This is a genomic window from Stenotrophomonas sp. 89682_Sma (assembly GCF_056481405.1).
On record NZ_CM151147.1, the window covers coordinates 2,708,240 to 2,731,319 of the forward strand.

19 protein-coding genes are annotated in these 23,080 nt (G+C 67.5%); 14 read left to right on the forward strand and 5 right to left on the reverse strand.

Translation table 11 applies throughout. From position 1 onward, the window contains the following. Nucleotide 1: 1 nt before the first annotated feature. A complete protein-coding gene (locus tag ACZK29_RS12490; RefSeq protein ID WP_049427162.1) occupies nucleotides 2-718 on the forward strand; it encodes an MgtC/SapB family protein in 717 nt (238 codons plus the stop codon). A 73-nt stretch (nucleotides 719-791) separates the two neighbouring features. On the opposite strand, the gene ACZK29_RS12495 is transcribed toward ACZK29_RS12490, so the two are convergent. Further along, nucleotides 792-1,196 (reverse strand): MerR family transcriptional regulator, encoded by a 405-nt coding sequence (locus ACZK29_RS12495; protein WP_164146790.1) that lies wholly within the window; start codon nucleotides 1,194-1,196, stop codon nucleotides 792-794. A gap of 63 nt (nucleotides 1,197-1,259) precedes the next feature. On the opposite strand from ACZK29_RS12495, the gene ACZK29_RS12500 reads away from it, so the two are divergent. Further along, nucleotides 1,260-2,087, forward strand: a complete 828-nt coding sequence (locus ACZK29_RS12500; protein ID WP_478448644.1) for a class I SAM-dependent methyltransferase — start codon at nucleotides 1,260-1,262, stop codon at nucleotides 2,085-2,087. Between the two features lie 85 nt (nucleotides 2,088-2,172). Here the strand turns inward: ACZK29_RS12500 and ACZK29_RS12505 are convergent, their stop codons facing one another. From ACZK29_RS12505 to ACZK29_RS12520, 4 genes are all read right to left on the reverse strand, one after another. Beyond that, on the reverse strand, nucleotides 2,173-2,463 hold the full coding sequence (locus ACZK29_RS12505; protein ID WP_014037513.1) for a DUF6959 family protein: 291 nt from the start codon (nucleotides 2,461-2,463) through the stop codon (nucleotides 2,173-2,175). 123 nt (nucleotides 2,464-2,586) lie between these two features. Then, nucleotides 2,587-3,429 (reverse strand): OmpA family protein, encoded by an 843-nt coding sequence (locus tag ACZK29_RS12510; RefSeq protein WP_164146792.1) that lies wholly within the window; start codon nucleotides 3,427-3,429, stop codon nucleotides 2,587-2,589. 61 nt (nucleotides 3,430-3,490) lie between these two features. Then, a complete protein-coding gene (locus tag ACZK29_RS12515; protein ID WP_478446104.1) occupies nucleotides 3,491-9,352 on the reverse strand; it encodes an ESPR-type extended signal peptide-containing protein in 5,862 nt (1,953 codons plus the stop codon). Between the two features lie 235 nt (nucleotides 9,353-9,587). Beyond that, a complete protein-coding gene (locus tag ACZK29_RS12520; protein ID WP_164146808.1) occupies nucleotides 9,588-10,568 on the reverse strand; it encodes an AraC family transcriptional regulator in 981 nt (326 codons plus the stop codon). A gap of 693 nt (nucleotides 10,569-11,261) precedes the next feature. Between ACZK29_RS12520 and ACZK29_RS12525 the strand changes: the two genes are divergently transcribed. The 12 genes from ACZK29_RS12525 (at nucleotide 11,262) to ACZK29_RS12580 (ending at nucleotide 23,057) form a co-directional block, all read left to right on the forward strand. Beyond that, nucleotides 11,262-11,465 carry a Flp family type IVb pilin gene (locus ACZK29_RS12525; protein WP_099553287.1) on the forward strand — a complete coding sequence of 68 codons (204 nt, stop codon included), beginning with the start codon at nucleotides 11,262-11,264 and terminating at the stop codon, nucleotides 11,463-11,465. Nucleotides 11,466-11,554: 89 nt separating this feature from the next. Further along, complete coding sequence (locus ACZK29_RS12530) at nucleotides 11,555-12,100, forward strand: A24 family peptidase (RefSeq protein ID WP_478446105.1); 546 nt, start codon at nucleotides 11,555-11,557, stop codon at nucleotides 12,098-12,100. Further along, a complete protein-coding gene (locus ACZK29_RS12535) occupies nucleotides 12,097-12,573 on the forward strand; it encodes a TadE/TadG family type IV pilus assembly protein (protein WP_005413739.1) in 477 nt (158 codons plus the stop codon). The genes ACZK29_RS12530 and ACZK29_RS12535 overlap by 4 nt, the downstream gene beginning before the upstream one ends. Nucleotides 12,574-12,596: 23 nt before the next feature. Then, nucleotides 12,597-13,634: a Flp pilus assembly protein CpaB gene (gene cpaB, locus ACZK29_RS12540; RefSeq protein WP_099484277.1), complete on the forward strand. Its 1,038-nt coding sequence runs from the start codon at nucleotides 12,597-12,599 to the stop codon at nucleotides 13,632-13,634. An 18-nt stretch (nucleotides 13,635-13,652) separates the two neighbouring features. Beyond that, nucleotides 13,653-15,008: a type II and III secretion system protein family protein gene (locus ACZK29_RS12545; RefSeq protein WP_478446106.1), complete on the forward strand. Its 1,356-nt coding sequence runs from the start codon at nucleotides 13,653-13,655 to the stop codon at nucleotides 15,006-15,008. Between the two features lie 28 nt (nucleotides 15,009-15,036). Further along, nucleotides 15,037-16,293 carry a CpaE/TadZ family protein gene (locus ACZK29_RS12550; protein WP_099484279.1) on the forward strand — a complete coding sequence of 419 codons (1,257 nt, stop codon included), beginning with the start codon at nucleotides 15,037-15,039 and terminating at the stop codon, nucleotides 16,291-16,293. Continuing rightward, nucleotides 16,278-17,627, forward strand: coding sequence for a TadA family conjugal transfer-associated ATPase (locus tag ACZK29_RS12555; RefSeq protein WP_049426686.1), 1,350 nt, complete (start codon nucleotides 16,278-16,280; stop codon nucleotides 17,625-17,627). The genes ACZK29_RS12550 and ACZK29_RS12555 overlap by 16 nt, the downstream gene beginning before the upstream one ends. A 2-nt stretch (nucleotides 17,628-17,629) precedes the next feature. After that, nucleotides 17,630-18,586, forward strand: coding sequence for a type II secretion system F family protein (locus ACZK29_RS12560; RefSeq protein ID WP_111203862.1), 957 nt, complete (start codon nucleotides 17,630-17,632; stop codon nucleotides 18,584-18,586). A gap of 28 nt (nucleotides 18,587-18,614) precedes the next feature. Continuing rightward, nucleotides 18,615-19,550, forward strand: coding sequence for a type II secretion system F family protein (locus ACZK29_RS12565; protein WP_106549493.1), 936 nt, complete (start codon nucleotides 18,615-18,617; stop codon nucleotides 19,548-19,550). Beyond that, complete coding sequence (locus tag ACZK29_RS12570) at nucleotides 19,550-20,440, forward strand: tetratricopeptide repeat protein (protein ID WP_111203863.1); 891 nt, start codon at nucleotides 19,550-19,552, stop codon at nucleotides 20,438-20,440. Before ACZK29_RS12565 ends, ACZK29_RS12570 begins: the two co-directional genes overlap by 1 nt. Next, nucleotides 20,437-20,895, forward strand: coding sequence for a DUF3613 domain-containing protein (locus ACZK29_RS12575; RefSeq protein WP_111203864.1), 459 nt, complete (start codon nucleotides 20,437-20,439; stop codon nucleotides 20,893-20,895). Before ACZK29_RS12570 ends, ACZK29_RS12575 begins: the two co-directional genes overlap by 4 nt. 8 nt (nucleotides 20,896-20,903) lie before the next feature. Continuing rightward, nucleotides 20,904-23,057, forward strand: coding sequence for a TadG family pilus assembly protein (locus ACZK29_RS12580; protein WP_459046935.1), 2,154 nt, complete (start codon nucleotides 20,904-20,906; stop codon nucleotides 23,055-23,057). The last annotated feature ends 23 nt before the right edge of the window (nucleotides 23,058-23,080 follow it).

Sequence of the window (23,080 nt, forward strand, 5' to 3'; positions counted from 1 at the left end):
CATGCGCTTCATTGAAACCTTCCAGGCCGGTCCCTTCGCCGACACCGTGGTCAGCCTGCTGGCCGCCTTCGTCCTGGGCACGTTGATCGGTGCCGAGCGCCAATACCGGCAGCGCACCGCCGGCCTGCGCACCAACGTGCTGGTGGCCGTCGGCGCCGCCGCCTTCGTCGACCTGGGAATGCGCATCGCCGGCAGCGCCGAAGCCGTGCGGGTGATCTCCTACGTGGTCTCCGGCGTCGGCTTCCTCGGCGCCGGCGTGATCATGAAGGAAGGCATGAACGTGCGCGGCCTGAACACCGCCGCCACCCTGTGGTGCTCGGCGGCGGTGGGCAGCTGCACCGGCGCGGACATGCTGGCCGAAGGCGTGCTGTTGACCGTACTGATCATCGCCGGCAATACCCTGCTGCGGCCGCTGGTGAACGCGATCAACCGCATTCCGATCAACGAGGCCGCCACCGAAGCCACCTATGAAGTGCGACTGAGCGTGGATGCCGAAGCCGTGCCGCGGGTGCGCGAACGGCTGGTCGACGCGCTGGAAGCGGCACAGTACCCGGTAGGCGACGTGCAGGTGGTCGAGCATGCCGACGCGCCCTCCGATGTGATCGCCGTGCTGGTCAGTACCGCTGTGAGTGCCGACGAGCTGGATGTGGTGCTGGCGCGGATGGAGCACGTGCCGGGCGTGCTGCATGCCACCTGGGAAGTCAGTACCCGCGATTGATTCATCCCCGCATGGCGTGGATCTGCCGAGGTCGTGGTGCAGTAGATCCACGCCATGCGTGGATGCTCTCTTCTCACCCACCCATTCGCTGCTGCGCGCGCAACAGTTTCCGGAACGAACCGCACTTCCGGGCATCCTCTGCCTGCGGGCATGCCGCCGCCCGCTGCAGGTGCCGGCGCACCCGCTGCAGCTGCGTGATCTGCCGCTGCAGCACATCGGCCTGTGCCAGCAATGCCTCACGGTCCAGCGAGATGCATCCACGCTGCGGCGGCAGCGATGCCCCGATCTGCTGCAGTGACAGCCCAGCGGCCTGGCCCAGCCCTATCAGTGCCAGCCGTTCCAGCACCTGCTCGTCATACTGCCGTCGCAGGCCACGGCGCCCCAGCGCCTGCAGCAGACCCAACCGCTCGTAGTAGCGCAGTGTCGAGGCCGGCACGCCGCTGCGCTTCACCACCTCGCCGATATCCAGTTCACGCACGGTCTTGACCTCAAGTCGCCTTCAAGCAGCAACCTATGGGCCACTTCCGGACAAGGCAAGGCCATGGCCAGCACATCCCCCGTTGATCAGAACGCGCTCTGGAATGGCCCCGGCGGCCAGATCTGGGTCGCCCAGCAGTCCATCCTCGATGGCCTGTTCCAGCCGATGGCCGACCTGCTGGTCGCCGAGTTGCCAGAAACCGTCACGCAACTGCTCGACATCGGCTGCGGCACTGGCGCCAGCCTGCTGGCTGCTGCCACGGCGCACCCTGCGGCACACTGCACCGGCCTGGACATCTCCGCACCGATGCTGGCAACGGCGCGCGAACGCGCAGAAACGGCGGGACTGGACGCTGACTTCATCCTTGCCGACGCGCAACAGCACCCTCTGCCTTCCGCGCACTTCGACTGGATCCAGTCGCGGTTGGGGGTGATGTTCTTCGAGGATACCGGCGCTGCCTTCGCCAACCTGCTCCGTGCGGCACGGCCCGGTGCTGGACTTCGCTTCATCGCCTGGCGCGGTGCCGGGGAGAATCCGTTCATGACCACTGCCGAGCGCGCCATCGGCGATGCACTGGATCTTCCTCCCCGTGTACCCGGCGCACCGGGCCAGTTCGCCTTTGCCGATGGCGAGCGCGTGCAGCACCTGCTGCAGGCCGCCGGCTGGAATGACGTGGAGGTTGTCGCGGTGGAGGTGCCCTGCTCGATTGCGCGCGACGATCTGCCGGCCTACGTCGGCCAGCTGGGCCCGGTGGGCCAGGCGCTGCGGGCGCTGCCCGAAGCGGAGGCCGCCGGGCTGCGCGACCAGGCGCTGGCAGCATTCACGCCATTCATCGAGGGCGATCGGGTCCGCGTGGATGCTGCCTGCTGGTTGATCCGCGCACGCGCATGACACAGAAAAGGGGACGGAGGGGATTAAGTCGTCCATGCCCCTGCCGTGCCGGGAACGACGTAATCCCCTCCGCCCCCTTTTTCTTCTACAGCGCCTCGCCGGCGTCGGCCAGGCGCGATTCGATCAGCGCATACCACTGCTGCAACACGTCGATGAGCATGTCCAGCTCGGCGTCGGTGCGCTGTGCGCGGCCGCTGCGCAGGCAGGCCTGGGCTTCCTGCAACTGCGCCAGGAACCCGGCCACGGTATCGGCCTGCAGGATCAGCCCTGGCAGGCGCCGCCCGGGAATGCGCACCACGGCATGGTTGCCGAGCTGGCCATACACACTCAGTGTGGCTTCCGTCTTCATGGAAAGAGGCAGGAATTGGGCATTCATCGCGTGCACCATGGAGAAAACCTGAGCCGCCGGCAGGCGTGGTCGACGGGGGAGACGTAACCACGTCCTGCCGGCGGTCAGGGGGGACTCGGTATACCGGGACACTTCCCCGGCGTGGAACTGTCAGCGCGGCTGGGCCATCCCGGCGATCTGAACGCGCCGGTTCGGTGCCAGGCACGCGATCAGCTCGCGACGGTTGCGCTGCTCGCACTGCACGATCGGCTCGGCCGCACCCCGCCCTTCGGCACTGATGGCGGTGGCGGGCACCCCGCCCTGCACCAGGGCATTTCTTACGGCCTCGGCGCGGCGCTGCGACAGCGTCTGGTTGTAGCTGGCGCTGCCAATGCGATCGGTGAATCCGGTCACCCGGATCGACTGCACCTGCGCGGCCTCGCGCACCTGCGCCAACACCCCCTGTACCGCACGTTGGCCTTCTGCGCTGAGCACGGCGCTGTCAAAACCGAACAGCGCATCGGCAGACAGCCGCAGCGGCTGTTCCGGTAGCGGTGCCGGCGGCGGCGGCGGGGGTGCGGGTGGCCGTGGTGGCTCGAGCACGGCCGCGCACGATTCCGGCTTCCAGTAGCCGCCCTGGGCGATGCCCTTGCTGTCGAATCGCACCTGGAACTGGCAGGTGAAGTATTCGGCACCCTGCGCCGTCCTGAAGTTGAACAGGTAGTTCCACTCGCGCACGCCCCACATGCCTTCGTTGAAATGTGGCGTGCCCAACAAAGTGTAGAGCTGGCGCTTGCTCATGCCCGGCGCGAAGCGGCGCAGGTCGGCGACATCGGGATAGATGCCCTCCTTCAGCGAGGCCTTGGAGGCTTCCGGGAAGTGGACGGCGGTGGCTTCGGTCGGACCGCCGGCGGCCGGCGCATGGCTGCGGCACGCCGCCAGCAGCCCCATCCCCACGATCATGCCCAGCGTAGCGGCCAGCTGGCCGGTGCGGGCGATGCGATGCTGTTTCATGTCGTTCCCCCTGTAGACGTTTCCGCGATGCCGGGCCGCACCTGCGGCCCGGCGGCGGGGATCACCACTGGATGCCGGCACCGACGGCCACGCCGGCCTCGCCACGGCTGTTGGTGGAACCGCTGAACTTGTAGATCCAGCGACCACCTTCGGAGACACCGGAGATACCGATCGCCACGCCCGACTCACCGTTGTAGCTGCCGGCTGCGACCGAGGCCATGCTGCGGCCCGCTTCGCTGGGCTGCGGCAGGGCAGCGGTGGCCATCGCCGAAGCGATACCGGCCGAAGCGCGGTTGTCGGTCTTGCGCAGGTCGCGCTCGAAGCCGCCCATGCGCTCGTCGGTGTAGGCCTTGGACCAGTCCAGGGTCTGTGCCATGCCCGACTTCAGCTGATCCACGTTGACCGCATCGGTTCCGGCGGTGCCCGCGGCGACATTGCGCACCGTGGTCGGGCCGCTGGTGGTGCTGCCCAGGGTGACGCTGTTGTAGTTGGTCGCGCCGTTCACCGTGGTGTCGTAGCGGATCGTGCCCTGCTGCGAGGCCTGCAGCTGGCGCACGTTGACCGCATCGGTGGCCTGCGAACCATCGGCCACGTTGACCACCTGGCGTTCGGCACCGCTGGCACCGACCGATACCGTATTGGCCCGGTTCGCAACCGAACCCGCACCCAGGGCCACCGAATTGTCGGCCTGTGCCTGCGACCCATTGCCCAGCGCGGTCGAATTGGCACCGGCAGCGGTGGAGCCTGCACCACCGGCGGCCGAATTGGCACCGCTGGCGGACGGGTCGGCCAGGTTGTTGGTGTTGTTGGCGCGGAAGCTGCCGGCCACGTTGGTGATGTTCTTGATCTTCTGGTCGGTGTAGGACTTGGACTGGTCGATGGCGTAGTTCACGCCATTCTTCAGCTGGCCGACATTGGTCGCGTCATGGTCGTCGGAGCCATCGGCAACGTGGGTGATCTTGCGCTCGCTGCCGCTGCTGCCGACCGACACTTCACCAGCCGAGTTGCTGGCACCGGTCTGGCCGTAGGCGCCGGTATAGCCGCTCTGCGCACCGACGCTGGCCACCGAGCCGGCGCCCAGGGCAACGCTGTTGCCCGCGCTGGCACTGGCGCCATTGCCGACCGCCACGCTGTTGGCACCTGCGGCACTGGCCTGCGGGCCGACCGCCACCGCCTCCGCGCCAGCCGCCGTTGCAGCCCCTGCCGTCGAGTTCACCGCCAGGTAGGCACTGCCACCGCCACCATTGGTGATGCGCTGGTTGAGGACCTTCAGCGAGCCATCCACAGCGGTGAATGCGGCGGTTACGTTGTTGTAGTCACCGCTGGTGAAGGTACCATCGGTAGCGATGCTGGAGATGCTGAACTTCGGTGCGGTCCACACGTTGGTGGTGCCGTTGTAGGCGGTGCTGCCACCGAAGTAGTTGGCGATGGTGCTGTTCGTGCTGAACAGCTGGTCGCCGGTGATGGCATCACTGCTGCCGGCCAGGATGCTGCCGGCGGCGACGTTGGTGATCTTCACCGCACCGGTGCCGGTACCCTTCAGCGAGACGCTGTTGATCACGTTGCCACTGCCATCGACGTCGTACTTCACGGCCAGCTTGTCGATCTCGCCGGTCTGGTCGGCCACATTGGCCAGCGAGTTGCTGACCGCGTCGAAGGCCGTACCGACATCGTTGTAGTTCCCCTTGGTGATCGTGCCATTGGCGGCCACGTTGTTGATCGAGTAGGTCGGTGCGGTCAGCACACCGCTGGCGTTGACCGCTGCACCACCACCGAGGTGGGTGGCCACGGCCTGGTTGGCGGCGAACAGCTGGGCACCGTTGATGGCTTCACTGCTGGTGGCACTGACCTGGCCCGGACCGAGGTTGCGCAGCGTGGTGGCAGTGCTGGTCTGGCCAAGCGTGGCGCTGGCGTAGTTGACGCTGCCGTCGCCGTTGAGGTCGTAGCGCAGGGCGCCCTGCTCGGATGCCTGCAGCTGGCCCACGTTTACCGCATCGGTCGCCGCCGTACCGGCGGCCATGTTGGTGACCTGGCGCTCGGCTCCGGCCGCGCCGATGGAGACACTGTTGGCACGGTCGGCCAGGCTGCCGGCGCCCACCGCGATGCTGTTGGCGGCGGTGGCGCGGGCGTTGGTACCCACCGCGATTGAATCGGCGCCGCTGGCCACGGCCTCGGTGCCGGTGGAGTTCACCCGCAGGTACTTGGTTCCGCCATTGCGGATGTCGGTGATCTGCGTGTTGAGGTTGACCAGCGAGCCATCGACGGCCGCGAACGCATCGGTGGCGTTCTCATACAGGCCCTTGGCGATGGCACCCCCGGTGGAGATGCTGCTGATCTCGAACAGCGGTGCGGTGAAGACACCACTGGCCGGATCGAAGGCCGCGCGGCCACCGAAGAAGCTGGCGATGGCTGCATTGGTACCAGCCAGCTGGCCACCGTTGACCGCCTCCAGGCTGCCTGCGGTGATCGCGCCGCCGGCCAGGTTGCCGATGGTGGTGGTGCCGGTACCGGCGCCGAGGGTTACCCGGCGATAGTTCGGATTGCCGCCGGCATCCAGGTCGTAGGTCACCGCGGCATCGGCCACGCCGTTGATCAGGCTGATCGCACCCTTCAACTGGGCCACGTTGACCGCATCGGTGTTGACGCTGCCGGCAGCCACGTTGGTGATCTGGCGCTCGCCGCCACCGGCGGTGCCCACCGAAACTTCACCGGCCGAGACCTGCGGCGCAGTGAGGCCATACGCGGTGTAGCTGGCCTGCGCACCGCGCAGTGCGGCCGAACGGTAGCCCAGCGCCACCGAGTTGGCCTGGTTGGAGGTGGCTTCAGCACCCAGCAGGGTCTGGCCGTTGGCGGTACCCACGGCACTGTCACCGACGATCACCGAATGGCCCATGCGCGCAGCGTAGTCGGCGGTCGGCACACCGGTCGGGTTGCTCGGGTCGTTGACCCCATCACCCGGGAATGCCACGTTGGCATCAACCTTCGGCAGCTCGTGACGTGCGTTGGCACCGATCACCACTTCCTTCGAACCGTTGGCGAACGCACCGTCGCCCATCAGCACCTGGTAGTCCTGCGCGGCGTTGACCGCCCAGCACGAGATGTCAGCCAGGGCGATGTCCAGGCACTTGGCTGCCCAGGCGGGCGAATCCTTCGGCAACAGCAGGCCCAGCAGACCGCCCGGATTGCCGTTGTTGATGTTGTAGATGTAGCTGTCGGAGGTGACACCACCGATCAGGGTCAGGTGCGAGCTGCCACCGGTTGCGGCACCGCCCAGCCCGTTGAGGGTGCTGCCGACCGGCGACAGGTTCACCACCGGCAGGCCCAGCACATTGACCGTCGAGTAGGTCTGCATCACGTTGGCGTTGCTGAGCTTGAGGTTGCCGTTGCTCAGGTATCCATCGCCACCGAACAGGCTGGTGGTGGTCGGGCCGATCAGCTGGCCGACATTGCCGACCAGGCCGCCGGTGCCGATGATCAGGCCCGCATTCGGATCCGCCGCGGCAGGGGCCTTCGGGCTGGTGGGCGGAATCGCGGAGGGCTTGGTCAGGCCCAGGCCGCTCAGCGTGCCACCGACCAGGCCGCCGACCGCGCTGCCCAGATTGCCCAGGGTGCCATTGAGGTTGCCGTTGAGCAGGTTGCCCACGGCGCTGCCGACGTTGCCGAGCGTGTTGCCCAGCAGTCCACCCAGGCCAGTGCCGGAGCCAGTGGCGCCATTAAGCAGGCCGCCGACGGAACCGACCGTGTTGTTGAGCGTGCCGCCGACCGCAGTGCCGACACTGCCAACCGTGCCACCGACGGCGCCCACGGTGTTGTTGAGCGCGCCGCCCACGGCACCGCCCACGCTGCCGACGGTGCCATTGAGGGCGCCGCCGACCGCGCTGCCGACCGTACCCACAGTGCCATTCACTGCGCCACCCACGGCGCCTACGGTGTTGTTGAGCGTGCCGCCCACGGCACCGCCCACGCTGCCAACGGTGCCATTGAGGGCTCCGCCGACCGCGCCGCCGACCGTGCCCACAGCGCCGTTCAGTGCGCCACCCACGGCGCCTACGGTGTTGTTGAGCGTGCCACCCACGGCGCCGCCCACCCTGCCGACGGTGCCATTGAGGGCGCCGCCAACAGCGCCTCCGACCGCGCCAGCAGTGCCTGCCGCACCATTCAATGCGCCGCCTACGGCGCCCACAGTGTTGTTGAGCGTGCTGCCCACCGCACCGCCCACGCTGCCGACGGTGCCGTTGAGGGCGCCGCCGACCGTGCCGCCGACCGTGCCCACAGCGCCGTTCAGTGCGCCACCCACGGCGCCCACAGTGTTGTTGAGCGTGCCGCCTACGGCACCGCCCACGCTGCCAACGGTGCCATTGAGGGCTCCGCCGACCGCGCCGCCGACCGTGCCCACAGCGCCGTTCAGTGCGCCACCCACGGCGCCCACAGTGTTGTTGAGCGTGCCGCCTACGGCACCGCCCACGCTGCCGACGGTCCCGTTGAGGGCTCCACCCACCGCGCCGCCGACCGTGCCCACAGTGCCATTCAGTGCGCCACCCACGGCGCCCACAGTGTTGTTGAGCGTGCCGCCTACGGCACCGCCCACGCTGCCGACGGTGCCGTTGAGGGCTCCACCCACCGCGCCGCCGACCGTGCCCACAGTGCCATTCAGTGCGCCACCCACGGCGCCCACCGTGTTGTTGAGCGTGCCGCCTACGGCACCGCCCACACTGCCGACGGTGCCGTTGAGGGCTCCGCCGACCGCACCGCCGACGGTGCCTACGGCGCCATTCAGTGCGCCACCCACGGCGCCTACGGTGTTGTTGAGCGTGCCGCCTACGGCACCGCCCACGCTGCCGACGGTCCCGTTGAGGGCTCCACCCACCGCGCCGCCGACCGTGCCCACAGTGCCATTCAGTGCGCCACCCACGGCGCCTACCGTGTTGTTGAGCGTGCTGCCCACGGCGCCGCCCACACTGCCGACGGTGCCGTTGAGGGCTCCGCCGACCGCGCCACCGACCGTGCCGACCGTGCCGTTGAGCGCGCCACCGACGGCGTTGCCCGCGGCGCCGACCACGCCGCCCACCAGCCCCCCGACACCCAATGCGCTGTTCTGCGCCGCAACCGTTGCCTGGCCCGCCAGCTTCAGATTGCGATCGGCAACCACTTCCTGGCCATCCGGCGCCTGCACGCGCACCTTGCCGGCTGCACCGGCATCGAATGCGGCAGTGATCGCCCGATCGTGGGTTTCTCCCGGCAGTTCCTCCTTGGCGGGCAGCGTGATCGCCGCCGTCGCCTTCGCCTGGCCCTGGGCGTCGATCTGATGGCCTGCCACCTTCAGCTTCGAATCCAGCGCCCCATCAACAGAAGCCTTCAGACCCCGCAGTGCACCAGCCGGCGCGCCGCTGATGCCGGCGGCCGCTTTTGCACCGGTATCGATGGATGCCACCTGCGCACCGCCGAGGCCGATGTTGGCTTTCGCGCGGACATCCGCAGCAAGCCCCGGGACGGCGACCTGCTTCGGCGCCGTGTTCGCGGCCAGCTTCACCTGCACAGTGGCCGGCAGCACGTCACGCACCACCGGCAGCGCCGCGGTGCTCAACTGCAGGCCGACGCGCGCATCCGCGCTGATTGCCGGGCTGCTCTGGGCCTGGCTTGCGGCAGCCGCAAGGGCCACCTCCGCATCGACCTTGACCGGCATGGGCTGGGTGTACTTGGCTGCAAGTGCCTGCAGATCACGCAGCGACTGATTGGATTCGGAGGCCCCTGCGTGGCCACTGGCCAGCGCACACAGCAGGGCCAGGGCGAGCGTGGTGGGCATCAGCAGGAAGGCGCGCGGATCCCGCGCGGCACTGCCACCGCTGTCGCCGGTGGCCAGTTCGGAGGCCACGACCAGAGCATTGAGCTGGCGGTTCCATACACGCCGGTAGATGCGATTCATGAGCACTTCCCCCGTAGGCGAACAACTGGAATGTCAGTGGACTTGCCGTTTGGCAGGTGATTGACATTTCAGCGCTCGCGGCGGCGGCTGCGCACTTCATTCCGGCAGGGCAATCGCGCATTCCGGCAAATCCACGGCCGGAATCGGCAGCGGGTTATGCAGAAGCGGCAACGATATCGGCAAGCGCATGGGCAATTCCGGCAGAAACCACCCCGAAACCCTTGCGGCGCTTGATTCAGGCCGGCTGGCCGATCTGTGCGGGAGCGCGCATCAGCGTATCGCGTGGCAGTTCGCCGAAGACCTTGCGGTAATTGTCGGCAAAACGAGAGAGGTCCCAGAGGCCGCAGCTGAGGGCGATCGCCTTCACCGAACGGCGGCTGGAATCGGCCATCGACAGGCTGCGGCAGGCAGCGCACAGCCGCAGCATGGACAGATAGCGGTTGGGCGATGTTCCGAACAGATCCTCGAAGGCATAGCGCAGGCCGCGTTCGCTGACACCCGCCGCGTCGCATATCTCGTTCATGTAGATATTGCGGCGCAGGTTGAGCCGCATGAAGTTCTCCGCCCGCTGCGCGATCAGATAATGCGTGCGCCGCGCGCGGCTGCAACCAGGGCGATCGGCGGCGCCTGCACCAAGCAGGGCCTGCACGTGCTCGTGCAGCAATCGTTCGGCTTCTTCCGGCTGCAGGCCAGCACCCTGGCCGAGCTGAAGATGCAGCTGCTGATAATGATGGGCGAGTGGTGCCGAGTCGTTCGCCAGATTGAACAGTGAAAGCGCCTGGCCTGCGGGCGGCGTGCTGCGCAGGCTGAGCTCGGTCAACTTGCGTTGCACCCGTGCGGCCGGCACCAGCATCAGGGTCATGTGTGTACCGGGGCTCAGCGTGAACTCGCTGATGCCTTCGGGCATCACCGTCAGTGCCATCCCCGGTGTAAGCGGCACCCCGTGGCACCAGCTAAGTGTTTCATCGGTCGCGTGCAGATACCCCAGCATCGCCCAGTCGGGTGGCAGCATGAAGCGGCCACGGCAATGGAAGCCGCAACTGATGCTGCAGAACAGGGCTTCCTCATGCACGCGCGAAGCGAAGGCCGCCCGCGGCCCGTTGCCATCGAGCAGCAGCAGTTCGACATCGCACACACGAAGTACGCCGCTCAGCGTCGCCAGATCGATCGATCGCAGGCCGCTGTCGTCGCTGTCGTCTACCCCACCATCGACCATGACAGTGTCGTCCCCCCGTTGATCCGCAACACGCTGTGGCCCCCACTGCCTGACAGGGCCACACCATTCCTCCAGGAACCTTCGCCATTGCCGGGATCGCTGCGGCTGGTGCCGCGCGACCAACCCGGTTGAAAGCAGCAACTTGAAACCGAGTATGCCCGATAATCATCGAAGGTAAACCAGAACCCGGCATTGAAGAAAATAGATACACAGATGAAGAAAATGTGGTCGCCAGTGGCACGATTTTCGCATGCGCCATTTGCGACATCACATTATCTGCACTTCGATGAATCGTTTTGCCGGCGAACGGATATACGTCACAGAAACAGCCTGAAAGTTTAAGGGTCGGCGCGTTTCTGCCGAATTTGCATATAGGTTCCGGTTGCAGCCAACCGCCATTCAGGCAAAGTCGGTGACACGGTGATCCGGTCGCTTCAATACGACCACACCTGGGGGAGCGCATGACCACGACCGTATCGCAGAACAGTTCCGCCACCGGCGCAGCGCCGCGTGGCTGCGACGTTGCGGCCGGCATTTTCCCCGGGCCCGATTACCCAGAATGAGCACGGCGGGTCATTCCCGCCATGCCACCCCGCCAGGACGTGCGGGGCCCACGGACGATCCCGGCGGAGCCGGGCCACCGCCCAACAGGTGTCCTGCATCTGCAGACAACAAGTAGAGGGAGACAAGGCCATGAACGCATCCATCCGCAAGTTCCTGAAGGAAGAAGATGGCGTCACCGCGCTCGAGTACGGGCTGCTGGCCGCCGTCATCGCCGGCATCCTGATCGCGGTCGGCAACAAGGAGATCAAGGGGTTCTTCGAGACGCTGTTCAAGAACCTCTCCGACCTTGCCACCAAGGCTTCCGGATCGACACCTGCGACCGGCGGCGGCTGAGCCTGCGTGCATCGCACATCCCTGCAGCGGTGCTGGGATGTGCCCGGTGGCAACTGCAGACTGTCCAATGACGGACGACGGAGTGTGCAATGACATTGCTGGGACTGTTGGCCATCGGCGTGTGCCTGCGGATCGCGATCAGCGATCTTTATGCCCGCCGGGTGCCCAATGCCTGGCTGCTGTCTGCGTCCGTCATTGCCATCGCATTGATCATCGCGGGGCAGTTCAGCGCGCCGCGCCAGCCGTGGCTTGCCCACGCAGCGGGCGCGGCGCTCGGCCTGGTGGCCCTGCTGCCGTTCTATGCCATCCGCTGGATGGGCGCCGGCGACGTCAAGTTCTTCGCGGTACTGGGCCTGATGCTGGGCTGGAAAGCCCTGCTGCCGATCTGGCTGGCGGCCAGTCTCGCGGCCGGCCTGCACGCGGCAGTGATCATTGTTGGCCGCCGTTTGGGCGTGATGCTGCCCACGGGCCTCCAGATGCAGGTCAACCGCGCCAGCAGCCAATGGCAATCGCACCCCGCCCTGCGCGACATGCAGGCCGCCCGCCAGGGACGACACGGCATTCCCTATGCAGCCTACCTGGCCATCGCCGGCATCGGCTGGGTTCTGGCAAGCGTCTATGGAGGTGTGGCATGAACATCCGCAATCCACGGCGTCAACGCGGCGTGGCCAGCATCGAATTTGCCCTGATGCTGATGCTGGGCCTGCTGCCATTGCTGCTGTTCACGTTCTCCGGCGTGATGATCATGGCCGCGCAACAGACATTGGCAACGGCCTCGGCCGAGGGCGCTCGCGCTTCATTGCGCTATGGCAGCGCCAATGAACGGCGTACCGCAGCCTGCGTCGCAGCCCGCAGTTCGATGCAGTGGCTGTTGAAATTCTCTGGACAGGGTGTCGACTGCAGCAATGGCGGCAGCAACGCCATCGTGGTCTCCGCGCAGGCACCCTGCGCCGGCCTGGCCACTGCCCAGTGCATGACAGTGACGGTCAGCTATGACTACGCCAGCCATCCCTTCCTGCCGGGCACCGCCACGCTTTACAAGTGGGTGATGCAGGCTCCCATCCGTAGTGTCGCGGTCGCCCAGCTCGACCTCGGCAGCGGCAACTGACGATCGGTACAGGAGACGGTTCCATGCTCAAGTTGACCCGCATCGCTGCCGTCGCCCTGATCGGGCTGGCCGTGCTGCTGGCAGTGATCGCCCTGATGATCGGGCGCAAACCGGCCGCGCCAGCGACGGCCGCCCCCGTCGCGCACAGCGAGGCCCAGGCGATCACCGTGGTCGAAGCCGTGGCCCGGCTGCCTGCCGGTGAACCGATCACCGCCAACGGCCTGCGCCTGGCGCAGCGGACCACGGCGGTAGCCGGTGCCGCCACCAGCATCTCGGCCGTGGTCGGCAAGGTACCGGTGCAGGACATTGCCGAGGGCACCGCCATCAGCAGCAGCGCCCTGGCACAGGGATTCTCGCTGCAGCTGCGCCCGGGCGAACGCGCACTGGCCGTTCCCGTGGACGAACTGGTCGGCGCCGGAAACCGCATCCTGCCGGGTGATTTCGTCGATGTCTTCCTCAACCTGCGCAATGCCCAGCCCAACGCCAGCGGCCCGGCAGAGGCCGCGCAGACCCGCCTGCTGCTGTCACGGCTGCGCGTGCTCAGCTACGGCCAACAGGACATCGCTCCGGTCACCGGCGATGCCGTCGCCGGCAACGAAGGCGATACCCGCAACGACCCCCGCGCCGCGGACATCACAGGCAATGGCAGCAGCCATGGTTCGGGCAGCGAGGCCACCCAGCCGGCACGCAGCGCGGTGCTGGCAGTGCCGGTGGCCGATGCCAACCGGCTGCTGCTGGGGGCGCAGCAGGGAAAGCTGTTCCTGGCCCTGCGCAACCCGGCTGATACGGGGCAACCTGACCTTGCACTGTTTCCACAGGCGCGTGGCGTGATCGATCCCTTGCGTGGCCTCGATGCCGAACAGCAGCTCGCACTGCAGCGGCCGGAGAACCACGCCTTCGCCGGCATCGATGGTGATGCCCTCGCCGGCCGCGGCAACACCGCGGCCCGCAGCAGCCCGGAGGCCCCGGCGCGTGCGCCGGCGGCTCGGCGCAGCGCACCGCGTGCGTCGGGCATCGAGATCATCCGTGGCGACAGCTCCGCCCCCCGTGGTTCCCTTTGACCTGCATCGAGCGCATCCATGACCGAACGCCGCCGCCCACGCCCCTCTCCCCGCCAGCGCTGGCTGGCCCTGCTGCTGGTGCTGCTGGCTCCGGCGACAAGCGTGGCCGCCGACGATCTCGTACTGCAGGCGCGTGAACAGCGCCCATGGACCCTTCCGGCCGATCTGGAACGGGTCGCCATCGCCGACCCGGGCGTCGCCGACATCGTGATGCTGCGTGGGCAGCGCCAGGCGCTGCTGGTCGGAAAGGCGCCGGGTACGACGACGCTCCTGCTGTGGCACCGCAAGCAGGCCGAGCCGCAACGCCTGCAGGTGCGCGTACAGAGTGCCGTGCAGGGCGCCGCAGACACAGGCTCGAATGGGCTGGTGTTCACCCAGCAGGACAACCAGGGCCTGCTGCAGGGAAGCACCGACAGCGTGCTCTCGCACATGCAGGAGCAGAAGACCGCCGCCATGGCGCTGAGCAAGGACGGGCTGCTTGCCGATGCGTCGACGGTCAGCAGCGGCGGCGTGGTCCAGGTCGAGGTCAAGGTGGTCGAATTCAACAAGACCGCGTTGAAGCAGATCGGCATCAGCTTCCAGAACCGCAATGGCAACTTCGCCTACGGCTTCGCCCGCCCGGGTGGCCAGCTGCCGGGCAATACCGGCATCCTGCCGGGCATGAAGGAAGGCAACTCCGGCAATGAGGCCGAGTCGCCCATTTCTTCGGCCTTCCGCCTGGTGTTCGGCTCGACCAAGGGCCTGTGGAACGCCGATGTCGACCTGCTGCAGAGCAACGGCATGGCACGCGTGCTGGCCGAACCTACCCTGGTCGCATTGTCCGGCCAGAGCGCTAGCTTCCTGGCCGGCGGCGAACTGCCGATCCTGGAGCCGCAGGGACTGGGCACCACCACCATCACCTACAAGCCCTTCGGCATCGGCCTGACCGTGACCCCAACGGTGCTGGCCCCCAACCGCATCGCGCTGAAGGTCGCACCCGAAGCCAGTGATCTGGACTACAGCAACGCCATTGCCCTCAATGGCGTGCAGATCCCATCGATCACCACGCGTCGTGCCGACACCACGGTCGAACTGGGCGACGGCGAGAGCTTCGTGATCGGTGGCCTGGTCAGCTCCAATGTCGTCTCCAACGTCGGCAAGATCCCCCTGCTTGGCGACCTGCCGATCATCGGTTCGTTCTTCCGCAACTTCGACTACAAGCGACAGGACAAGGAGCTGGTGATCATCGTCACGCCGCGGCTGGTGCAACCGCTGGCGCGCAATACCCAGCTGCGTTTGCCTGGCGAACGCGAAGCCAAGCCGAATCTTCCCGAGTGGGGGGCCTGGCTGCTTGGCCCGATCAGTCAGGATCCGGTACCTGGCTTCTCACGCTGATTCTCATGATGCCTGCGATATCACGCCCATGCCCTACGCCACCGCCCAGCCGCTGCATCCGCAAGGACCACCGATGAATCTGGTCCTGTACGGAATGGATCGCGAACTGCTGCCCCGGCTGGCGGCGAAACTGCCGCCGACCACCACCCTGCACTGGCAGGACAGCAGCATGCCGACCTCCGCACAGGACCTGCAGCGCGGGCCACAGAGCCTGGTGCTGCTCGACTTCCGCCCGGAACACGCCGCGGCCTCCAGCCTGCTGGCGCAGCAGCTGCAGCAGACCCAGCCCGACCTGCCCCTGGTCGCGGTCGGTGCCACCAGCGCCGCCCAGGTCGAAGGCGTGGTGATCGCGCTGCGTGCCGGCCTGCGCGATGTACTGGACCTGGACAGCGACAACATCGGCATCGAGGCGGCATTGCGCCGCGCCCTGTCGCCGCGTCCAGCCGCTACCGCCCAGCATGCACACAAGGCGCGCCTGATCGTCCTGCTCGGCGTGCGTGCCGGGGTCGGCACCAGCACCCTTGCCGCGCATCTTTCGGTACTGGCCCAGCAGACCCGCGCACTGGCCCAGGGCGAGGCCCTGCAACAGGACGGCCTGTTGATGGAACTGGCGCAGCCGTCCGGCGACCTGGCGCTGTACCTCAACCTGGACAGCCGCTTCCACTACGAAGATGCGCTGCGCAACGCCAGCCGCATCGACGCCACCCTCGCACGCACCGCGATGGCTCGGCACGACACCGGCCTGGTGCTGCTCGACCGTGCCAGCGGCAATGATGCCGTGCCGCCGTCGGACCCGGGCGCACTGCTGCAGCGCCTGCGCAGCGTGTTCGCCAGCGTGCTGTGCGATGCCGGTGGCTGTCCGCTGCGGCAGCTGCCGCCCCTGCTGCTGGACCAGGCCGACGAGATCTGGCTGGTCACGGACGCTTCGATCGCCACGCTGGTTTCGCTCGACCAGGCCTTGAAGCACCTGGCCGGCCAGCGTGAACGCGAGAAGCGCCTGCAGCTGGTGATCAACCGCCACGACGACAGCAGCGGCATGAGCCCCGACCAGATCGCGCGCCGCTTCGAAGTGCCACTGCTGGCCACGCTGCCCGAACGCCCGCGCGTGCGCCTGGCCGCCAGCCAGGGGCATCTGCTGCTGCAGGACGCACCGCGCGACCCCTACCTGCGTGCCCTCGCCCCGCTCGTGCCGCGCCTGGATCCGGCTGCCTGCCCGGTCCAGGCCCATGGCCTGCGGGAAAGACTCTCCCTTGCCCTGGGTGGATCGCAATGGAAGACAAGGTAACCCCATTCCCGCATGCCGCCACCCGCCCGGTGCTGCCCGACAGCGCCCCGGGCCACCTGCCGTTCGCGCAGACCGAGCAGTACCAGAAGGTGCTGTCGGCCGCCCACGAACACCTGCTCAACAGCATCGAGGACGAGCGCATCGACATCGATTCCTGGGCGCCTGACACCATCGCCCGCTGGGTGCAGGTGCAGACGGTCGGCTTCATCCAGGAATGGCGCATTCCGATCAACGAGGAGGAGATGCAGGTGGTCGCCGAAGGCCTGGTCAAGGAGCTGACCGGCTTCGGCCCGCTCGACGACCTGCTGCACGACCCGACGATCGAAGACATCCTGATCAACGGATTCAAGGATGTGCACGTCTCGCAGGGAGGGCAGCTCAAGCGCGCCACCCAGCGATTCACCGACGACACCCACCTGCTGCGCATCCTGCGCCGCATCCTCGCGCCGCTGGGCCGCCGCCTGGACGACTCCAACCCGATGGTCGACGCGCGCCTGCCCAACGGCGGCCGCCTCAACGCGATCATCTCGCCGCTGGCGGTGGATGGGCCGATGGTCTCCATCCGCAAGTTCCGCAAGGACCCGTTCACCCCCGACGAGCTGCTGGCCAAGGGCACCTTCGATGCGCCGATGCAGGCGCTGCTGAAGGCGATGGTGCTGGGTCGCTGCAACATCCTGGTGTCCGGCGGCACCAGCTCGGGTAAAACGTCGCTGCTGAACGCCCTGGCCAGCTACGTTCCGCCCAACGAGCGCGTGATCACGGTCGAAGACACCGCCGAGCTGTCACTCAACCATCCGCACGTGGTCCGCCTGGAAAGCCGCATCGGCGGCGCTGAGGGCCATGGTGCGGTGAGCATCCGCGACCTGGTCCGCAACAGCCTGCGCATGCGCCCCGACCGCATCGTGGTCGGCGAGGTGCGTGGTGCCGAAGTACTGGAGATGCTGCAGGCCATGAACACTGGCCATGACGGATCGATGGCGACCATCCACGCCAACTCGCCCCGTGACTGCCTGTACCGCATCGAGATGCTGGCCGGTTTCGCCGGGTTCCAGGGCAGCGAGGACAGCCTGCGTCGGCAGATCGCCAGTGCCATCGACTTCATCGTGCAGATCTCGCGGCTGGGTAGCGGCCGGCGCGTGCTGGTCTCGATCACGGAAATCACCGGTGTCAGCGACAACCTGATCACGACCCAGGAAATGTTCCGTCACGAACTGCAGATCGACGGCAACGGCAAGGAAACCGATCGCTGGATCGGACTGGGCTTCCATCCGCATTCGCACAAGCTGGAACCGTTCCGCCAGCAGTTGCGCGAATCGTTGTACGGAGACTTCTGAACATGGGCACGGGCCTGCTGCTGGGTGTACTGAGCATCATCTCGGTGCTGCTGGCGCTTGCGGTGTGGCTGTGGGGCACCGCCAGCAGCCGCGAGCAGCGCCAGGCCTCGCTGCAGCATACCGAGCAGCAGCTGGCTCGCGGAGGTGCCAGCGGCGGCGCCCCGGCCGGGGCATCCGTGGCCGCCGCCAACGATCCGGCGCGTCCGGCAAGTGCCGGGCGACGGGTGCTGCCGCTGGACGGCCTGCTGCAACGTGCCGGCCTGCAGACAGGCTGGAAACTGCCCATCATGATGCTGGTGCCGGGGCTGGTGCTGTCGGTCGTGGCCATGCTCAGGCTCGGCACGGCGTGGATGTTCCCCCTGACCCTGCTGCTGTACCTGCTGGCCTGCTGGCTGTGGGTCATGCGACGGACCACGAAACTGCGTGCACAGCTGCTGCACCAGCTGCCCGACTTCCTCGACAACCTGGTGCGGCTGACCGCGCTGGGCAACAGCCTGCAGGCGGCCTTCCAGGTGGCGTCGATGCAGACCAGCGCGCCGCTGCGCGGACTGCTGGACACCACCGTGCGCTACGCACGCAGCGGCATGGACCTGGACCGTGCCCTGAGCCTGGCGGCACAACCCTACCGGATGGACGTGCTCAAGGTGCTGTCCGTGGTGATCGGTGTCAGCGTGCGCATCGGCGGACGCTCCGATCAGATCCTGCAGCGCATGGGCGATTTCATGCGCGACCTGGAGCAGGCCCAGCAGGAGCTGGCCGCGACCACGTCGGAAACCCGCATGTCGGCCTGGGTGCTGGGCCTGCTGCCACCGGCCAGCGCGGTGCTGATGGCCATATCGAGCCCTGAATTCTTCCAGCCGGTGCTGCACGATCCGCTCGGCCACAAGATCCTGTTGATCGCGCTGGGGCTGGAGCTGTTTGGCGCTTTCCTGCTCTACCGCCTGGCCAAGTCGCTATGACCCCCCGGATCCGCCATGGAGGTGCCCGATGAGTGCCAGCACCTGGTTTGCCCTGTCCCTGCTGGTTCTGGCCGCTGGTGTTGCCCTGCTGGGCATTGCCGGGTGGGTACGCAGCCATCGCGAACAGCGCACCTCGGCCACCTTGAAAACCGCACTGCAACCCCGGGACGAGGCACGCGACACGGAGGCCGCGCGCCGTGATTCGCTGGGTTGGCTGGAACGCTTCGGGCGCGCGCTCAGCGGCGGCCGCCTGGAATCTGCATTGCTGGCCAATGAAGACCGGCTGTTGCTGGACCTGGCAGGCTGGAACACACGCCGTGGCACCGCCATCTATCTTGGCCTGCGCCTGCTGCTGGGTGTGCTGGTGCTGGCGCTGGCCCTGGCGTTCAGCAGCGCCCAGGGGCTGGCCAGGATGATGGTCGTGATCGGTGCGCTCGCAGCTGGCCTGCTGCTGCCGAAGTTCATCCTCTCTTCGTGGGTGAAGCGGCGCCGGCGCGCAGTCGACAACGAGCTGCCCCTGCTGATCGACCTGCTGCGCCTGCTGCAGGGCGTGGGGTTCAGCATGGACCAGAGCCTGCAGACGCTGGGCGACAAGCTGCGCGACGCGTTGCCGGTGCTCGGCGGCGAACTGCAGGAGGCCAACGTCGCGTACACCCATGGCCGTACCCGCGCGCAGTCCCTGCGTCGCCTGAGCGAGGTCTACGCCGATGATGACCTGACCAGCCTGATGCAGTTGATCCTGCAGGTGCACGCACATGGCGGCGCGGTGCAGGAACCGCTGCGGCAGTTCAGCATCCGGTTGCGGGAACAGCGCCGCAACACCCTGAAGGAAAAGGTCGGCAAGCTCTCGGTGAAGATGACCGTGGTGATGATGCTGACCCTGCTGCCAGCGCTGATGCTGGTACTTGCCGGACCGGCGCTGGTCGCGCTGGCCACCACCATGTCCAAGATGGGATCGCCCTGATGCCTGCCCTGCGCACCTCCTGCCTGTTGCTTGCCCTCGCCGCCGTCGCCAGTGGTTGTGCGTCGACCACGCCGAAGTACCTGCGTGCCCCCAGCCTGGCCGCGCCCGAACCGGCACCGCAGGACAGCCGCAATGCCTACCTGGAACTGATCGGGCGCATGCAGCAGCAGGGTGCCTGGTATGCCTCGCTGGCCCACGTCGATGCGTTCCGCCAGCGCTATGGTGATCCGCCGGCGCTGCGCCTGCTGCAAGCCGACGCCCTGCGCGAGACCGGCCAGGCCGACGCAGCCATCGCCCTGTACCGCGAGCTCTCCAATGGCCCGCAGGCCGCTGCCGCCGCGCACGGCCTGGGCCTGATCGCTGCGCGCCGTGACGACGATGGCGGCAGCGAGGAGGCGCTGGCCCGGGCCACGCAGCTGCAGCCCCTGAACACCGACTACCTGGGCGATCTTGGCTATGCACGTCTGCGTGCAGGCCAGTTCGAGCAGGCGCGTGAACCGTTGGCCAAGGCGCTGGAGCTGTCTCCAGGCAACCCCAAGGCCACGGCCAACCTTGCCCTGTGGGCCGTGCTGCGCGGCGACGCCGCCACCGCAGAGCGCCTCGCCGAGCAGGCCAACCTCAACGAGGACACCCGCCGCAGCATCCAGCAGCAGGCCGCGCAGATCCGTGCTCGCCTGCAGCAGCGCCAGGCCGCCGCGGCGCAGGTTGCCCCTGCGTCCCCGTCCGCCCGCGCCAACCCCGGTGCCACCACCCGCGTGCAGCAAAGCACCACGCGCCTGGCCGCCGAACCACGTCGCGACATCCGTGATGCACGCGACCCACAGCGCCTGCCGCCCTCGATGCTGGAACGTTTCAGCACCTCCGATCAGCCGAACGGGAACACTCCATGAGCTCGATGCCCCTGACCCGACGCCTGTTGCCTGCACTGGCCTGCCTGCTGATGGCCGGCGGCGCGCAGGCGCAGCAGCAACCCCTGACCGGGCAGATGCTCGGCGGCAGCGCACCGGTCGCAGCGGCCCCGCAGCCGCTGCAGTCCGAGGCATTGGCCACGGTGGACCTTGCAGCCCCTGCCCCGCCGGCATCACCGGCCACCGCCCCGGCGATCATTGCCACCGACCACGTCGCACCCGCGCCCCGCCCTGCACGCACGCAGATCGGCGATACCGCGCGCGACCTGTTCCGCCTGCAGGCATCGGGACAGCAGGCAGGGCAACGCCTGCCGATCCTCGGCGACCAGGCCACGTTGAGCTACGCCCGCTACTTGAAGAGCTTCGAACACGAGATCCCGGACTTTTTCGAAACCGATGTCGCCAAGTCGAAGGGAACATCCTCATCCGGACGCTGAGGTAGGCCATGAAACGCCCACGCCAGTTCAGTTTCAGCCGCCCACGGGGCGGCATGTCGGTCACCATGATGCTGGTCATGCTGGCGCTGCTGGCCATGCTGGGCCTGATCGAGATCGGCTACCTGTTCTGGGCCAAGCGTGACGCACAGAAGGTCGCAGACCTCGCTGCACTGGCCGGTGCACAACGGCTGGAGCTGTGCACGTCTGACAACAGCGACAACAGTGCAGCACGGCAGAGCGCGGTCACCCAGAACAAGTTTGCAGGCACCCTGCAGATCCGCTGCGGCAACTGGAGCGCCGCACGCAGCACGTCGAACCGCTTCGTCACCACCGTCGATGCCAGCAACCCACGCAATGCCGTGCAGGTGGTCGCGCAGCGCAGCGTGCTGCCGTTCTTCGGCCAGAACACCCGCCTGCCCACCGTCAGCGTGGAGGCGGTGGCCCGGCGTTCCGAACCGACCGCGGTGTTCGCGGTCGGTTCGCAGCTGCTGCGCACCAATGGCGACTCGGTACTGCTGTCGACCCTGCGCCTGGTCGGCCTGGATGTCACCAATGCCACCGTGCTTTCCTATGACGGCCTGGCCCAGGCCAACATCACGCCGTCGGGCCTGCTGAAGGCGTTGAACATCCCGGTCAGCGCCAACCTCAGCGTGGCCGACTTCAACCGGCTGCTGTCGGTCAACAAGATCTCGCTGGCACAGCTGGTCGATGCCACCGCCACCGTGGTCGGCCGCGATACCACCGTGGGCGTACAGCTGCGCGCGCTGTCCGACCTGGTCGCCACCCAGCTGGACATCAACAAGCTCAACATCGTGCTGGGCAGCCAGTCCGGCGGCGGCGGCCTGTTCGCCGAAGTCGTCTCGCCGGATGGCACCGTCGGCAGCGCGCTGGAAACGAAGGTCAACGTCCTCAACCTGATCAGCACCGCCATCTCCATCGCCAATGACGGCAACGGCGTGGCGGTCAAGGGATTGGACCTGCTGGGCATCAACATCCAGGCCGGCGTGGTCGAGCCGCCCTCGATCGCCATCGGTGGTGTTGGTACCCGCGCGTACAACGCGCAGGTGCGGCTGATGGTGGACGTGGACAGCAACAACCTGTTCGCGGTGGGCCCGCTGCTGAACCTGCTCGGCACGCGACTGCACCTGCCATTGCATGTCGATGTCGCCAATGCGATGGGCACGCTGACCGGCATCCAATGCGGCGCCAGCCCACAGAAGGCCACCATCCAGGTCGATTCGTCGGTGCTGCGCGCCTGTGTCGGCAATGTCGACCCGGCGCAGCGCTTTTCCAGGAGCAATGTCTGCGACGCCACCCTGAAGAACGAGCAGCTGCTGAAACTGCTCGGGCAACCCTTGATCAATGACAAGATCACCCTGCCCGCCCTGACCAGCTCGCAGAGCCTGACCCTGGCTGCGGGCGAAACCGCTTCGACCCGGATCAATCCACTGGCAGTGGGCAACGCGGTGTCGGACCTGGTCAATGAACTGCTGCGCGTGCTGTCGGGCATGCTTAGCTCGCCCAAGCAGGGCATGAGCGCCAACGACACTGCCAAGGCACTGGCCGACCGCTACCTGCAGGCCACCTTCCCGCCGAACACCCGCTATGAGGTGGACAAGTTGATTCCACTGCTGCGCGATGGCGACGCGAGCCGGCAACTGGCCCCGCTCAACAGCTGGACCGTACCCGGAGGCCTGCCCTACGCCTGCGGCCTGCTGAACCTGGCCACCTGCCACAAGGACGGTCCGGTCTGGGATGCGTTCAAGGTGACCGTCACCGGCCAGGGACTGGGCGTGCTCGATGGGCTGCTCGGATCGCTGGTCGGCGGCCTGCTGATCAACCGCTGCGACAGCCTGCTCGGCAACCTGATCGACTACAACGGCTGCGTACGCAACAACCTCGCCTCGTACATCCAGACCGCGCCGGCCGGCTTCCTCGATGGTACCGGTGGAACCGGCGTCAGCAATCCGGATGGCAGCGTGAGCTGCAGCGGCCTGCTGTGCACGCTGCTCAAGCCGATCCTGGCCGCCCTGCGGCCGGTGCTCAACAGCGTCGGTACCCTGCTGACCAACCTGCTGGCCAGCGTGCTGGGCCTGGAACTCGGCCGCACCGACGTCAACGTGCAGTCGATCCAGTGCAGCGCGGCGCAGCTGGTCTACTGACCCGTGACGGGCGCCCTTGGCGG